The sequence below is a fragment of the Polaromonas sp. CG_9.11 genome (genome assembly GCF_015752225.1).
Taxonomy (GTDB): domain Bacteria; phylum Pseudomonadota; class Gammaproteobacteria; order Burkholderiales; family Burkholderiaceae_C; genus Polaromonas.
Map to the genome: position 1 here is coordinate 1 of NZ_JADOVE010000013.1, position 14373 is coordinate 14373.

At 65.6% G+C, this 14373-nt stretch carries 12 protein-coding genes and 1 pseudogene; 6 read left to right on the plus strand and 7 right to left on the minus strand.

Annotated elements, in window-relative coordinates; all coding sequences use genetic code 11:
* Positions 1 to 318 (plus strand): annotated as a pseudogene (locus IWX85_RS20465) (hypothetical protein); the annotation flags it as partial.
* Between the two features lie 607 nt (positions 319 to 925).
* Here IWX85_RS20465 and IWX85_RS20760 read toward each other — a convergent pair.
* Both IWX85_RS20760 and IWX85_RS11830 read right to left on the minus strand, forming a co-directional pair.
* Positions 926 to 1432 (minus strand): 4'-phosphopantetheinyl transferase superfamily protein, encoded by a 507-nt coding sequence (locus IWX85_RS20760; protein ID WP_196869859.1) that lies wholly within the window; start codon positions 1430 to 1432, stop codon positions 926 to 928.
* Between the two features lie 203 nt (positions 1433 to 1635).
* A complete protein-coding gene (locus IWX85_RS11830; protein WP_231379720.1) occupies positions 1636 to 5610 on the minus strand; it encodes a Pls/PosA family non-ribosomal peptide synthetase in 3975 nt (1324 codons plus the stop codon).
* A 338-nt stretch (positions 5611 to 5948) separates the two neighbouring features.
* On the opposite strand from IWX85_RS11830, the gene IWX85_RS11835 reads away from it, so the two are divergent.
* From IWX85_RS11835 to IWX85_RS11855, 5 genes are all read left to right on the plus strand, one after another.
* Positions 5949 to 6176, plus strand: a complete 228-nt coding sequence (locus IWX85_RS11835; RefSeq protein WP_196869861.1) for a SlyX family protein — start codon at positions 5949 to 5951, stop codon at positions 6174 to 6176.
* Positions 6177 to 6346: 170 nt separating this feature from the next.
* Positions 6347 to 6769: a CopG family transcriptional regulator gene (locus tag IWX85_RS11840; RefSeq protein WP_196869862.1), complete on the plus strand. Its 423-nt coding sequence runs from the start codon at positions 6347 to 6349 to the stop codon at positions 6767 to 6769.
* Positions 6770 to 6816: 47 nt separating this feature from the next.
* The gene (locus IWX85_RS11845; protein WP_196869863.1) at positions 6817 to 8040 is read left to right on the plus strand and encodes a PHB depolymerase family esterase; all 1224 of its coding nucleotides are present in this window, start codon (positions 6817 to 6819) and stop codon (positions 8038 to 8040) included.
* Positions 8041 to 8144: 104 nt separating this feature from the next.
* The gene (locus tag IWX85_RS11850) at positions 8145 to 8894 is read left to right on the plus strand and encodes a hypothetical protein (protein ID WP_036808137.1); all 750 of its coding nucleotides are present in this window, start codon (positions 8145 to 8147) and stop codon (positions 8892 to 8894) included.
* 128 nt (positions 8895 to 9022) lie between these two features.
* A complete protein-coding gene (locus IWX85_RS11855; RefSeq protein ID WP_196869864.1) occupies positions 9023 to 10120 on the plus strand; it encodes an NAD(P)-dependent alcohol dehydrogenase in 1098 nt (365 codons plus the stop codon).
* A 33-nt stretch (positions 10121 to 10153) separates the two neighbouring features.
* Here the strand turns inward: IWX85_RS11855 and IWX85_RS11860 are convergent, their stop codons facing one another.
* The 5 genes from IWX85_RS11860 to dacB all read right to left on the minus strand — a co-directional run bounded on the left by IWX85_RS11860 (position 10154) and on the right by dacB (position 14287).
* Positions 10154 to 10402 (minus strand): DUF3297 family protein, encoded by a 249-nt coding sequence (locus tag IWX85_RS11860; RefSeq protein ID WP_036808143.1) that lies wholly within the window; start codon positions 10400 to 10402, stop codon positions 10154 to 10156.
* Positions 10403 to 10626: 224 nt separating this feature from the next.
* Positions 10627 to 11376 (minus strand): N-formylglutamate amidohydrolase, encoded by a 750-nt coding sequence (locus IWX85_RS11865; RefSeq protein WP_370584268.1) that lies wholly within the window; start codon positions 11374 to 11376, stop codon positions 10627 to 10629.
* Complete coding sequence (locus IWX85_RS11870) at positions 11373 to 12215, minus strand: transglutaminase family protein (RefSeq protein ID WP_196869865.1); 843 nt, start codon at positions 12213 to 12215, stop codon at positions 11373 to 11375. The genes IWX85_RS11865 and IWX85_RS11870 overlap by 4 nt, the downstream gene beginning before the upstream one ends.
* A gap of 255 nt (positions 12216 to 12470) precedes the next feature.
* Entirely contained in the window at positions 12471 to 12758 is a 288-nt protein-coding gene (locus tag IWX85_RS11875; RefSeq protein WP_036812999.1) for a SemiSWEET family sugar transporter, read from the minus strand.
* A gap of 5 nt (positions 12759 to 12763) precedes the next feature.
* Entirely contained in the window at positions 12764 to 14287 is a 1524-nt protein-coding gene (dacB, locus tag IWX85_RS11880; RefSeq protein ID WP_196869866.1) for a D-alanyl-D-alanine carboxypeptidase/D-alanyl-D-alanine-endopeptidase, read from the minus strand.
* Between the last annotated feature and the right edge of the window lie 86 nt (positions 14288 to 14373).

Here is a 14373-nt window from a genome sequence, read left to right on the forward strand (position 1 = left end):
GTCTCTTACTCCAACGGGCTGTCATACGTCGCCAAGTTCGCCAATCCCGGCTACAACCCGACCATCAGCACCTACTATTGGGATCCCGCGCCTTGCTCGGTTTCGCCGCCCCCAGTGGTGTGCACCAAGCCGGCTGCCTGGGTAAATGGTCAGTATTACGCCGCGGGCGCTCGCGTCTCTTACTCCAACGGGCTGTCATACGTCGCCAAGTTCGCCAATCCCGGCTACAACCCGACCATCAGCACCTACTATTGGGATCCCGCGCCTTGGTCGGTTTCGCCGCCCCCAGTGGTGTCACCAAGCCGGCTGCCTGGGTGAATGGTCAGTCTTACGCCGCCGGCGCTCGCGTCTCCTACTTCAATGGCTTGACCTACGTCGCCAATTTCGCCAACCCCGGTTACAACCCGACCATCAGCACATACTTCTGGGTCCCTGTAGCCTGCTGATCCATTTGCTTGCTGAGGTTTTTTGGCAGCGCGCGCTCAGCGCTGCCTATCTCAAGCCCAGGGCGTTACTGCAGTCTGGGGTTGGGTCGTGCAGACATATCGAAACCCATCGGGTATGTCCTACCCGCAGAAGCTGAGGAAGCTACTACCGGCAACTCGCAAGTCAAGTCTCCACGGTCGAGGCCTGACTTAAGCCAACCAGCCTCCACGAAACCCGGGACGGTTCAGCTTTCTCTAATGAGCCAAGACCGCTTTCGCAGCATTCCATACATTGACGGCCGTGCAACGTGTACCCGCAATGGGTCGTAAAAAGACCTTCACGAAAAGGTACAAAAGGCGAGTCGCAGCTTCAAGGTGAGCCCTTGAAATTCACATCTGTGATCGACCCAACTCCTGTGACGCAGCAGGTGCAGACAACTTTTCTATATGGCGGGAGATGTTTTCCAAAGTGCCTTGGGGGCTCTTCGTGCCAGAGTCATTCAGCGCCAAGCTACTGCGCCGCGCAGGCCCAGTGGCAGTTTTAGCATCCTGAAGCGACAGCTTTCAAGCCTTTGCGCCAGCGCCGGATTCCACTCTTGCAGTGCCAGTCCCAAGCATTTCAATCCGGCTTCCAGGCGCGTCCATTCGCGGGTGAAGGCTTGCGGCTGCTCTAGAAAGGGCTGGCGCTCAATCCGACAAACGGCCTGCGGGCCGAGGTAGTCGCGGGCCACGGCTTCCCAGTCGAAGGCGGGTGCGATGCGCATGATGTCTACGCCCACCGGGCCGCTGCGGCGCAAGGCGGCCACGGACAGGCCTGCTTCGTGGCTGATGGACAGGCCGATGTTTTGGCCGTGGCTGGGCAGTTCAACGCGCAGCGCTTGGCCGGGAATTGACTTTAAGGCAATCGATTCCGGCGCACAGCCCAGTTGCAGGCTAAGCACTTCGCGCAGTGCGTCACGCACTTGAACGCGGGCCGCATCGCGCAAAGTGCTATCGGGTGTGACCACGCTGATGACCAGTAGGTCTGCAGGGGTTCCAGTGCCTATTCCCGGCAGTTCGGAGACGTTGCCGGAGCCTGCTGCCGCCAGCAAGGAACACGAAGCAGGCCAAGGGTGCACGGCAACAAGCCCCGCCTCGGGCCTTTGAAGTCTCCGCAGTCCATATGGCCTTTCCAGCATCGTCCTCCCCCGCAGCCTTTACCCCAACAACCTCAAACCCGCGCCGGCGCTGCCGGGCAGCCGCGCCAGGCTGTCGCCGCCGGAATGAATTCGCCCTTCATCACCAGCGTCAGCGCGCCCAGCTTGGCGTTGTCGCCCACCACGGCGCTGTACAGCACGGTGCTGCGTGGCCCCATGTAGACGCGGCGGCCGATGGTGACATGGTCGATCTTCATGATCCGGTCTTCAAACAGATGGGTTTGCGGGCAGGCCAGTGCGTTGAGTTCGCTGTATTCGCCAATCGTCACGCAGTCGAATTCGGTGATGTCGGTGGTGTCGAGGTACACGCCGCGCCCGATGCGGCTGCCCAGCAGGTTCAGCGCGACCGGCAGCCACGGCGTGCCGCGCAGGTAGCGCATGAAATTCGGCACGGCAATGCCTTCGTACAGGTTGGTCACCGCCTCGGACAGCCAGACAAACGGCGTCCACATCGGCACGCTGCATTTTTGGTAGCGGCGCAGCAGCCCCCACTTGAGCGCCGCCACGAAAACAAAGGTGCCAATGCCATACGCCAGGCCGGCCAGGGTCAGGTCGGCCACCACTTCGCCCCAGCGTCCCACGGCGGCCAGCGGCATCACGTCGAGCACGACGGTGTAGCCGACGGCGATGACAAACGCATGCGGCGCGACGATGCGAAACGCCTCCACCGTGCCGCGCCCGATGCGGCGCAATGCCGACGGCCTGAAGGTCAGGTGTTCGGCAAACCCGCGCACCTCTTCACGCGCCGGCAGGTTGATGGGCGGCGAGCCGAGCCAGGTGTCGCCGTTGCGCATCGCCGCGTTGCCCGGCACGGTCGAATGCACGCCGATCAGCACGTTTTCCGGCAGCGTCGTGCCGTCGGGAATATAGGCGCCGTTGCCGACAAAGCTGCGCCGGGAAATCACCGTCGGCTTCATCGTCATCCAGCCGCCGTCGATCTTTTCGTCGCCCAGCATCACCGCGTCGGCAATGAAGGTGTCTTCGCCCAGCGTCAGCATGTCGGGCACCAGGCCGAGCGCGGTCGAGATTTCTGCGCCCCGGCCGACCTTGGCGCCCAGCAGCCGGTACCAGAAGGGCGCGTACACCGTGGCATACACGCCATGCAGCACGCTCAAGGAGGATTCCTGAATCTGGTTGACCAGCCATTTGGCGCAGTATTTGTTGCTGTGCACCGGCCAGCTTCCGGGCTTCATGCGCGGCAGCACGCCCCAGCGAATCGCCGCCGACAGCAGGGCGGTCAACACAATCAGCACCGCCGTGGCCGGGAAAGCCAGCACGAAATACTTGGCCAGCTGAAAAGGAATTTCGCTGTTGGGCACCGGCCCGAAATTCTCGGAGTTGTCGATCCAGTCGATCAGCATGAAGCTGGGAAACACCGGCAAAAAATACACGGTCGTGATCAGCAGCGCGCCGCACAGGAAGTACAGCGCTTCGGTGGCCAGCCGGGTTCTGGAAACCGGCAGCCGCGCCGGGTTGGACGCCTTGTCGAACGCGCCGACATCGCGCGCCGGCGAGCCGCTCCAGGTGCGCCCGGCCGGCACGACCATGCCGTCGCTCAGCGCGGTTTGCCCTTCCAGATGACCGAAAGCGCCCATCGCCGTGTTGCCTTCCAGGATGGCATACGAGCCGACACCGGCATCCGCGCCGATGGCGATGGCGCCCAGACGCAACTCGCCGTGTTCGACGCGCGCATTCTCGAAATTGACCGCATTGCCAATGCTGGCCCCGTCGCCAATCACCAGCAGGTCAGGCGCGCGCAGGGTGATCGAGCCGATCATCACATCGCGCCCGATTCGTGCACCCAGGGCACGCAGCCACCATGGATACAGCGACGAGCCACTGAGCATGTACGTCGGTGCCGACTCGATCAGCCGGTCGGCCAGCCACCAGCGGTAATACGTCCAGCCCCACAGCGGGTAGCGGCCCGGCCTCAGGCGCCCGGCGATCAGCCATTTGCCGGCAATCGCCAGCGCAAAGCCCAGCAGCGTGGCAATCAAATAGGCGCCCGTCGCGGCGGCAATCGCCAGCGCCAGCGAATCGCCCGGCTCGCCGGTGAAGAAGTGGTAGGCAAAAAAGGGCGCCAGCCACTGGCTCATGTGCAGCGTCACCAGCGCCGGAATGGCGGCGGCTTGGGCCGCGCCGCAGCGCCAGCGCTTCCAGGCGGACGGCGGTGTCCAGCGGGTATCGACCGGCGGCGGTGCGTCATGCGCTTGCGCCAGCCCTTCGGCAATGCGCCCGATGGTGCGGCGCTGGTAGATGTCGCGTACCGTCACATGCGCAAAACGCACATCGGCCCGCAACGCCGACGCCAGCCGGGCCGCGAACAGCGAATGGCCGCCGAGGTCGGAAAAGAAATCAGCGCTGCGGCGGATCGGCTGGCCGGGAAACAGCTTCGACAAAGCGGCGAACAGCGCTTCTTCGGCCGGGTTCCCGGGCGTGTCGGAATCGGCCGCGTCGCGTGCCACCAGCGCCAGCGGACGCGCCTTCAAGTCCTTGCGGTCAATCTTGCCCGATGTCAGGCGCGGCATTTCCGGCAGCATTTCAAAGTGGCCGGGCACCATGTACGGCGGCAGCACGGCGCTGAGCGCAGCGCGCAGTACGGCGCTGGCGAGCGTTTGGCCGCTTTCCGCGACGATGAAGGCGATCAGCTGGTCAATGCCGTCTTCGGGGCGCAGCACCACCGCAACCGTGCCCACGCCGGGCTGTTTGGCCAGAACGGCTTCGATTTCGCCGAGTTCGACGCGGAAACCGCGAATCTTGACCTGGTCGTCGGTGCGGCCCAGGCACTGCACGCAGCCGTCCGGGGCAATGCGGGCCAGGTCGCCGGTGCGGTACAGCCGGGTTTGCTCGGCGCTGCTGGCCCAGGGGTTGGCGAGGAATTTCTCGGCGCTCAGGTCGGGGCGCCCGAGGTAGCCGGCGGCTACGCCCGGGCCGGTGATGCACAGCTCGCCGACTTCGCCCCGTGGCAGCAGCTTCAGGCCGCCTTCAACGTCAGTGCCGATGACCAGCAAGCCGTAATTCGGCAGCGGCCGCCCAATGGTCACCGGCTCGCCCGCATGCAATTCGGCCAGACTGGCCGACACCGTGGCTTCGGTCGGGCCGTAGGTGTTGAACACCTGGCGCCCGGACCGCGCCCAGCGCGCCACCAGCGACTGCGGGCACATTTCGCCACCCAGGTTAATCAGCCGCAGGCTGGGCACGTCCTGGGTAAACAGCGCCAGCAGCGTTGGCACGGCGTGCAGCACGGTGATGCGGTTTTCTTCCAGCGCGCGCGGCAGCGCTTCGGGGTCGGACGCCACTTCCTTGGGCGCAATCCACAGCGTGGCACCGGCCAGGTAGCTGATCCAGATTTCCTCGAACGACATGTCAAAGGCGACTGAAAAGCCCTGGTAAACGCGGTCGCTGTCCCGGATGCCGAGCAGGGCGTTTTCGCTGCGCAGGAAATGGCAGATGCTGCCCTGGCTGATTTCAATGCCCTTGGGCTTGCCGGTTGAGCCCGAGGTATAGATGACATACGCCGGGTCCGACGGCTTGACGCCCTGGCGTCGAAGCAATGGTTTCGTGCCGGGGGCGGACAGCGCTTCGGCGGTCCACACCGGGCGGCCGCAGCCCGCCAGGCGCGGCGCGAAGCCGGCGCAGCTGACGATGCCGGGCGCCTTCGCATCGTCCAGGCACACGGCCATGCGTTCGACCGGCGTGTCCGCATCAAACGGCAGCCAGGCGGCGCCGGTCTTGGCAATGGCCGCCTGCATCACCAGCAGGTCAATGCCGCGCGGCAGCCACAGGCCGACGATCTGCCCGGGCCGCACGCCGGCTTCGATCAGGCGGGAGGCCGCCTGGTCGGCTTGCGCATCGAGTTCCCGGTAGCGCAGTTGCCGTTCGCCGAAGATCAATGCCACGTGGTCCGGCAGGCGCGCGGCCGTGGCCTCCAGCAGGTCGGCCAGCACTTCAGCACGAATCAGGTCGGGCCGGACCGGCCCCAGCAACATGTCGGGATGCGCGACGGGATCGTCGGCGGGAAGAAGGTGAATCGGAGAAAGGTCGGCGGCGTCGGAAAATAGGGTCGTGGTCATTGAAGGGCTTGGTGGTGTCCGATTTTGACAGACGACCGATTTTTGAACGAAGCCCGGCAGTGACTTGGGCGCATGGACACCGAAGACGCACGGTGTCCATGCGCCTTCAACCCAGTTCAGGTCAGCAGCGAAAAGGCGGACATGGCAAAACTTTCTGGCAAAGAAAAAAATGACACGACGCCCGGTTTGGCCCGGCCATCCCGGCCTGCGCCAGCGCAAGGGCGGTCCGCCGCCAGTTCGTGTCCAATCAGCGCATGCACCCTACCGAACCCCACAACGCCATCGACCATCGCCTGACGGAGCTGGAAATCAAGGCCAGCTTCAATGAAGACCTGCTCGACCAGCTGAACCAGGTCGTCATCCGCCAGCAGCAGCAAATCGATGCGCTGCTGCGTGAAGTCGAGCGGCTGCGCCAGCAGATGCCCGAAGCCGGCAGTGGCGTGTTCAGCCGGGCTGGCGACGACCTGCCGCCGCACTATTGAGTACGCCATAGGCCATTTTTCTAAAAATTAATGATGAAAATAGGGCTTTGCGCATACCCCACAAGCATAGACAGCTATTGATAAAGTAGCAGTCAAGTGTCTTGGGTCACGGCTTGTAAAAAGTTGAAACATCCATAGACCATCCACTTGGATGGTTTTAAGATAGCGCCATGCCACCAAGAACCGCCAGCACTGTCGCCCTCAGCAAACCGGCCGATGAAAAAATCACCATCAACCTGGGCTATGTTGATCTGGGCCAGATCGACCTGCTGGTGCAGGAAGGTTTTTACGCCAACCGCACCGACCTGATCCGCACCGCCATCCGCAACCAGCTCGTCAACCATGCCGAGGTGGTGAAACAGGTGGTGGCGCGCAAGACGCTGGTGCTCGGCATCCAGCATTTCACCGCCGACGACCTGCGCGCCGTGCAGGCGTCGGGTGAAGCCTTGCAGATCCGTGTGCTGGGCCTGGCCACCATTGCGCTCGATGTCACCCCCGAACTGGCGCTGGCCGCCATTGATTCGGTGGTGGTGCTGGGCGCGCTGCACGCCAGCCCGGCCGTGAAGGCGGCGCTGGCTGGCCGCATCCGCTGAATTTCAACCTCTACCCTGAACCCACCCGTTCCCTGAAGGAAAACACCATGAACCCGAACCTTGAACGCATCCTGTCCGAAGCCTCTCGCCTGGCGCAGGGCGCCATGCAAAAAGCGCTGGCCTCGGCCAGCCAGCACGCCGACAGCGGCGGCGAGCATCCCCTGCACCGGCTGGCCGCTGGCGCCAAAAACACAGCCAGTCCGATGCACAACCCGGCGTTCCAGCATTCGATGGCCGAAGCCACGCGCCTGATGCAGACCGGCAACCTGCAGGCCGCCACCGCTGCCATTCAGGCCGCGCTGGGCGGCGCCGCAGTGCCCGCCAGCGCGGCTGACGAGCTGAATGTCATCGACGTGGAGGCGCACGAAGTCGGCCGGGCAGCGCCGGCGCAACAACCGTCCGATGCGGCCGTCAAGCCCGGCCCGGCGGGCCAGTTCATCAGCGGCAGCCACACCGAAGGCACGGCTGGCAGCCGCGAGTACAAGCTCTACATTCCGCCGGCGTCCTTCACCGAGCCGCTGCCGCTGGTGGTGATGCTGCACGGCTGCACGCAAAACCCGGACGACTTTGCCGCCGGCACCCAGATGAACGAGGCGGCCTTGACGCGCGGTTTCTATGTGCTTTACCCGTCGCAGACGCAGCACGCCAATGCGTCGCGCTGCTGGAACTGGTTCAAGCACAACCACCAAAAGCGCGGCCGTGGCGAGCCGGCATTGCTGGCCGGCATGACGCGTGACATCATGAAACGCTACAACATCGACCCGCAGCGCGTCTATGTGGCCGGCCTGTCCGCCGGCGGCGCCATGGCGGCGATCCTGGGCGACGCCTACCCCGACCTGTTTGCCGCCGTCGGCGTGCATTCGGGCCTGGCGACCGGCTCGGCGACCAATGTGCAGACCGCGCTCAGCGTCATGCAGACCGGCGCGCCGCCCAGCGCCCGGACCACGGCCAGCCCGCCAACCATCGTCTTTCACGGCGACCAGGACGCGACCGTGAACCCGGTCAATGGCGAGCAGGTTCTGGCCGCCAGTGCCGGCGCTCACAAGCCGGAAACGAATCGCGCCAAAAGCGCCAACGGCCGCCAATACACCCAGCGCACCTACCAGGACGCCAGCGGCCGCGTGGTGGCCGAGCACTGGGCGGTGCACGGCGCCGGCCATGCCTGGTCGGGCGGCAGTTCGCGGGGTTCCTACACCGACGGCACCGGTCCCGACGCTTCCGTAGAAATGCTGCGGTTCTTCTTGAACAACACGCTGCCCGCCAGGCATTGATGGCCGGCCCGCCCGGGCCCGGGGCGCCATTCGCAAGAAGCCGGACTTGAACGGTTTCATAGAATGGCACCCCTTTCATCAACTGCCTGCCTTTCGGCCCCGCCATGAACATCACCGTCAACGAAGAATTGCTTGCCTACATCGACCCGCTGACGCCGGAAGAAAACGAAGCCCTGGAGCGCAGCCTGCTGGCCGAGGGCTGCCGTGACGCGCTGGTGCTGTGGGGCGAGGTGCTGGTCGATGGCCACAACCGCCACCGCCTCTGCACGCAGCATGGCATTCCCTTCAACACCGTGCAGAACACGCGTTTCACCTCCCTCGACGATGTGCACCTGTGGATGATCGAGCAGCACCTGGGCCGGCGCAGTGTGTCCGATTTCCAGCGCGGCGTGCTGGCCCTGCGCCGCAAGGACATCCTGACCGCGCGGGTGCAGCCGGCGCCTGCCGAAGCGTCGGGGTCTGAAGCTGCCGATGTTTCCGGCAAGCCCGAGCCCGTGCCAACGATGGGCGCCATCGCCAAGTCCGCGCGCATCAGCAACGCCACCATCAGCCAGATTGAAAAGATCCAGAAATCGGCAGCGCCCGAACTGGTGGCGGCGGTGAAGTCGGGAACGATCTCGATCAACGCGGCGGCCACCGTGGCGTCGCTGCCGGTGGAGGCACAGGTGGCGGCGGTCGCCGGCGGCAAGAAAGAGTTGCAGCAGGCCGCCCGGCAGGTGCGGGAAAGCAAGGCCGTGGCCCGCACCGAGCCCGAAACGCCCGAAGGCGTGATCGCCCGGCTGCGCCAGACCATCACCGAACTCAGTGCAGAGAATGCGGCGCTGAAGGCCAGGCTGGCTGAACTGGCCGCCTGAAGCGGAACCATCAATGCATTGACCTGCATCAATCGCGGCGGGATGAGGCACCTGCACCGCAGGGATGCGCGATAGACTGATTTCACAAGCGTTGTGATTCAGCCCTGTTCACCATTCAAGGAGCCCCCATGCCCGCCATGATGAAAGCCGCCGTGTTCGTCGAACCCGGCCGTATTGAACTTGCCGACAAGCGCATCCCCGACGTCGGGCCCAACGACGCCCTGGTACGCATCACCACCACCACCATCTGCGGCACCGACGTGCACATCCTCAAGGGCGAATACCCCGTCGCCCGGGGGCTGACGATTGGCCATGAGCCGGTCGGCGTGATCGAAAAGCTCGGCAGCGCGGTGCAGGGTTATACCGAAGGCCAGCGCGTGATTGCCGGCGCCATCTGCCCGAATTTCAATTCCTACGCCGCGCAGGACGGCGCGCCGTCGCAGGACGGCAGCTACCTGATCCCGCTGGGGCTGTGCGGCTGCCACGGCTTCAAGGCCACGGCCGGCTGGCGCTTTGGCAACCTGATCGACGGCACGCAGGCCGAGTACGTGCTGGTGCCCGACGCGCAGGCCAACCTGGCGCCGATTCCCGACGGCCTCACCGACGAACAGGTGCTGATGTGCCCGGACATCATGTCCACCGGCTTCAAGGGCGCGGAAAACGCCCGCATCAAGATCGGCGACACGGTGGTGGTGTTTGCCCAGGGGCCGATTGGCCTGTGCGCCACCGCCGGCGCGCGCCTGTTGGGCGCCAGCACCATCATCAGCGTCGATGGCAACGACCACCGCCTGGGCATCTCGAAACAACTGGGCGCCGACGTGACGCTGAACTTCAACAACTGCGACGTGGTCGAGGAGATCATGAAGCTCACCGGCGGGCGCGGCGCCGATTCATCCATCGAGGCGCTGGGCACGCAAGCAACGTTCGAGTCGGCGCTGCGGGTGCTCAAACCCGGCGGCACGCTGTCCAGCCTGGGCGTGTATTCGAGCGACCTGACGATTCCGCTGGCGGCCTTTGCTGCCGGACTGGGCGACCACACCATTCGAACGGCGCTGTGCCCCGGCGGCAAGGAACGCATGCGCCGGCTGATGAATGTGTTGGCGTCCGGCCGGCTCGACCTGGGTGTGCTGGTGACGCACGAGTACAAGCTGGAAAACATCGTTGCCGCCTACGACCTGTTTTCGCACCAGCGCGACGGGGTGCTGAAGATCGCGGTCAAGCCTTAAGCAAGCCAGGCTTGGCCTTCCAGCAGCGCCCTGTTATTTGTAAAACGCCTCGACTTTGCCCTTGAGCTTGATCAGCAGCGGCCGGCCGTTGCGGTCCAGCGTCTTGCCGGCGGGCACCTTCACCCAGCCTTCGCTGATGCAGTATTCCTCGACGTTGATGTGTTCCTTGTCGTTCAGGCGAATGCCAACGTCATGTTCGAACACGGCCGCAACATGGTGCGGGCTGCGCGGATCGACCGACAGGCGGTCGGGCAGGACTGGAAATTCAGTGGCTTCGTTCATGTGTATCTTTTTTCAGTTGACGCGAATGGGTGTCGATTTTCCATGATTCCGCTTGGGCCGCAGGGGCAAACCTTCTTCAAAATCAGGCTTCGCGCATTAAGCGGCCGGCGTCCGTCTTGCATTGGGGCCAGGTGGGGGCTGTGGACAGGGGCTGTTCGATTCGCGAAATTTTTGAATAGCTTCGGAGTATCCCCGATGACCGAAGCCGTGCTGCCTGCGTTTCGTCACACCGGCAGCGGCAGCGCCAGCGCCAGCGCATCGCCCAGCGCCCCGGTGATGTCGCCGCGCAACGCCGCCCAGGCGTCGCCGCCCGCCAGGTAAAAGCGCTGGTTCACCTCCAGTTCCAGGCCGACATACTGCCCGGGCGCATGGCGCTTGCGCAGCAACGACGTCAGGCCGTCGCCCTTGCCTTCATACGGATAGTTGCGCCGCAGCTTCAATGAGGGCCGGCGGCGGCGCAAGGCGCTGAGCCAGCGCGCTGCCAGCGCGCCCTCGCCGGCGCGCCTCGGGTCATACAGCCAGGCCACATCGGCCTGGCGCACCACGCCGTTCAGCTCGGGCGTGAAACTGTGCGAGGCCACGTGGATGACTCGCCGGCCGCCGGCAATCAGGCGTGCGACTTCCGATTCGACCGCATCGCGGTGCGGCCGGTAATGCTGTGCGGCCATCTCGCGCCGGGCGGCTGCCGGCAGCCCGCGCGTGGCCTGCGAATGCAGCTGCCGGTGGCCAATGGAACGGTTCAGGTCGATCAGCAGGCGCGTGGTGGTGGCGGCAAACAGCGGCGCGCCCAGGGCACGGGCCATCTGCTGCGCCAGTTCCAGCGCGCCGGGGTCCCAGCCTCGGTGGGTTTGCAGCAAGACTTCATGTCCGGCGAACAGCGAGGCATAGCTGGCGGGCACCTCGCGCCCGCCATGCTCGCAGGTGATCAGCAGGGCGTCACCGGCCAGCGTGTCAGCGACAGGCGCCAGGGTCACACCGTGCGGATGGCATGGCCATGCGTATCGACTTCGCAGGTCGTGACCTCGAACTTTTTCAGCGTGTTGGCCCCGAAAGCCATCGTCAATGGCACGTCGCCGGCATCGCGGCCGCGCGCCATCACCACGCGGCCGATGCGCGGCGTGTTGTGGCGCGCATCGAAGGTGTACCAGCGGCCCCCCAGGAAGACCTCGAACCAGGCGCTGAAATCCATCGGGTAGGGCACCGGGAGAATGCCAATGTCGCCCAGGTAGCCGGTGCAGTAACGCGCCGGGATGTTCATGCAGCGGCACAGCGTCACCGCCAGGTGGGTGAAGTCGCGGCACACGCCGGTGCCTTCGCGCCAGCCTTCGACGGCGGTGCGCGTGGCGCGGGCGGCGCTGTAGTTGAAATGGATGTGCTGGTGCACATAGTCGCAGATGGTCTGCACCCGTGCCCAGCCGGCCGGCACCTGGCCGAACTGGTTCCAGGCGAACTGCAGCAGTTCGCTGTCCACCTCGCAGTAGCGGCTGGGCAGCAGGAACTGCAGCGTGGCCGGCGGCAGTTCGGTCGGGTCGTGCTGCCTGGCGGCCCAGTCCACCTCGTCGGGCAGGCCCGAGTCGCGGATGATGGACTCGCTGTGAAAGCGCACTTCGCCGACCCCGGCCGGCGCATTGACGCGCCCGCAGCGGTTGCCGAAGGCGTCCAGGTACTCGTCGGCCAGCAGGTGGGGTTCGATCAGCACGACCTCGGGCGCCAGCAGGTCGTCGCGCCGTGACGGATGCACATGCAGCACATACACCAGCGCCATCGGCGACGTGATGGCCAACTGGATATCGAAACCAATTTTGATATACATAGGATTTGCCGCCAGAAAGTGGTTGAGCGTGGTCGTGTCTTGCCGGTTTGCCTGGGTCCCGTGCGTGCAAGTATGGTGCCAGGGCGTGGGATGGGCTTATCGTCTCTGGCGCCGTGCAGGTGTCAGAAACCGGAGAACATCGGCTCGGGAAAACCCTTGCCGCCTGGGCCGCCCTGCGGAGGTTCCCCCTTGAACATTTTGGTGCATGACCGGCGTGACTGGCATGGCCGGGTGTACGCCGGGTTGCGAGTCGCCTTATTCCACCACGCTGCGGCGCCGGCCGGGCTTGCGGCCATACGCCAGCTTCATTGCCAGAATCGCCAGGGCCAGCACCAGCGTGATGGTGTTGGCAATCACCATCGGCCAGGAGCCAAGCAGCCAGCCGTAGGCCAACCACAGCGCCACGCCAGCGGTGAACACGCTGTACATCCCCAGCGACACGCCGCTGACATCGCGCGTGCGAAAGCTCAGCCAGGCCTGCGGCAGGAAGCTCGCGGTGGTCAAGAAGGCCGCCACCGAGCCGACAAGGTCGGTCAGGTTCATGGCGTTCACCGGCTGCCTTCCTTCACCGCCCAGTCGACCAGCGCTTCGAGCGCCGGCCGCGCCGCCGGGGCGTTCGGGTGGTTGACGATGCCGACCACCACCAGGCGCCGGCCGCTGGTCGTGTGAACATAGCCGGCCAGCGCGGTGGCGTCGCGCAGCGTGCCCGATTTCAGGTGCGCCCAGCCTTGCGACACCAGCGACTTGCTGCGTTTGAGCGTGCCATCAACGCCGGTGATGGGCAGCGACGCCATCAGCTCAGGCATGGCGCCCGACACATAGGCGGTCTGCAGCATGCGCGCCAAACCCTGCGGCGTGACACGCTCCAGCCGGGACAGGCCCGAGCCGTTGTCCAGCACCGGCCCATCCTCCCCGCCGTCCGCCCTGCCAAAGCGCGCCAGCCACCAGCCGCGTACTGCCTCGCGCGACGCCTCGTTGCTCGCGCCGCCGGGGCGCTGCAGGCTGAGCGTGAGGAACAGCTGCTGCGCCATCACGTTGTTGCTGAACTTGTTGATGTCGCGGATCACCTCGGCCAGGGACGGCGAGAGCATCTCGAACGCCGGCGCCAGGCGGGGCGGCGCGGCGCCCTCGCGCACCCGGCCGTCCAGCCGGCCGCCCATTTCCTGCCACAGCCCGGCAATCGCCCGCGCGGCATAGCCGGCCGGGTCGGGGTAGGCGATGGCCCAGACCTTTTCGCCGCAGGCGGCCGGATAGCTGCCGGCAAACGCCATGCGCAGCGGGTCGGTCAGGTCGGGCTGGAGCTGCGCCCGGTAGTCGCCGCAGTCGCCCAGGGCGGCGCGGCCGTTGCTTCCCGCCGACAACGGCACGCTGGCCTGCATCCGCACGCCGGCCAGCGGCGGGTCGTAGCTGATGCTGGCGCTGCCGCTGCCCGGACTTGGCGCGAAGGACATCACCACCGACTTGTAGTTCACCAGCAGCGCATCGGGCTGGACGTTGTAGGGGCGCAGCGCCTCGCCGTCGAAGTCGCCGGGGTTTTGCGTGGACGCGGCAAAGGCGCTGCGGTCAAGCACGATGTCGCCGCTGATGCGCTGGATGCCCAGGCCCTGCACCCGGCGCAGCAGCAGCCAGAGCCGCTCCATCACCAGCTTGGGGTCGCCCCGGCCCTGGATGATCAGGTTGCCGTTCAGCACGCCATCAATCACCGGGCCGTCGGTGTAGACCGGCGTGGCCCAGGTGTAGGCGGGGCCGAGCAGTTCCAGCCCGGCATAGGTCGTGACCAGCTTCATGACCGACGCCGGGTTCATGGCGCTGCCGGCGCGGTGGCTGAGCAGCGGCGCGGCCCGGCCGTTCAGGGCCGGCGCGGCATCGACGACCACGGCGGCGAAGGCTTCGCGCGGCACCTTGGCGCGCGCCAGCAGGGCCTCGACCTCGGGCGGCAGGGCTTGGGCACCGGCATTCAAGCTGATCAGTGCTACCAGCCCGGCCAACAGGCCTTGGGTCAGGCGAACGTTGCAGCCGGGGTGGGCGCGGGTGTGAGGAGTCGCACTGTGGGACAGGAAAGGAAAAAGCATCCGCAATTCTCGCGCTGTCCTGCCGCGTTACGTCTTGAGCGTAAAAATAAGGGTGTTTAATTCGGGCGCCCGTGAACCGTCCCAGG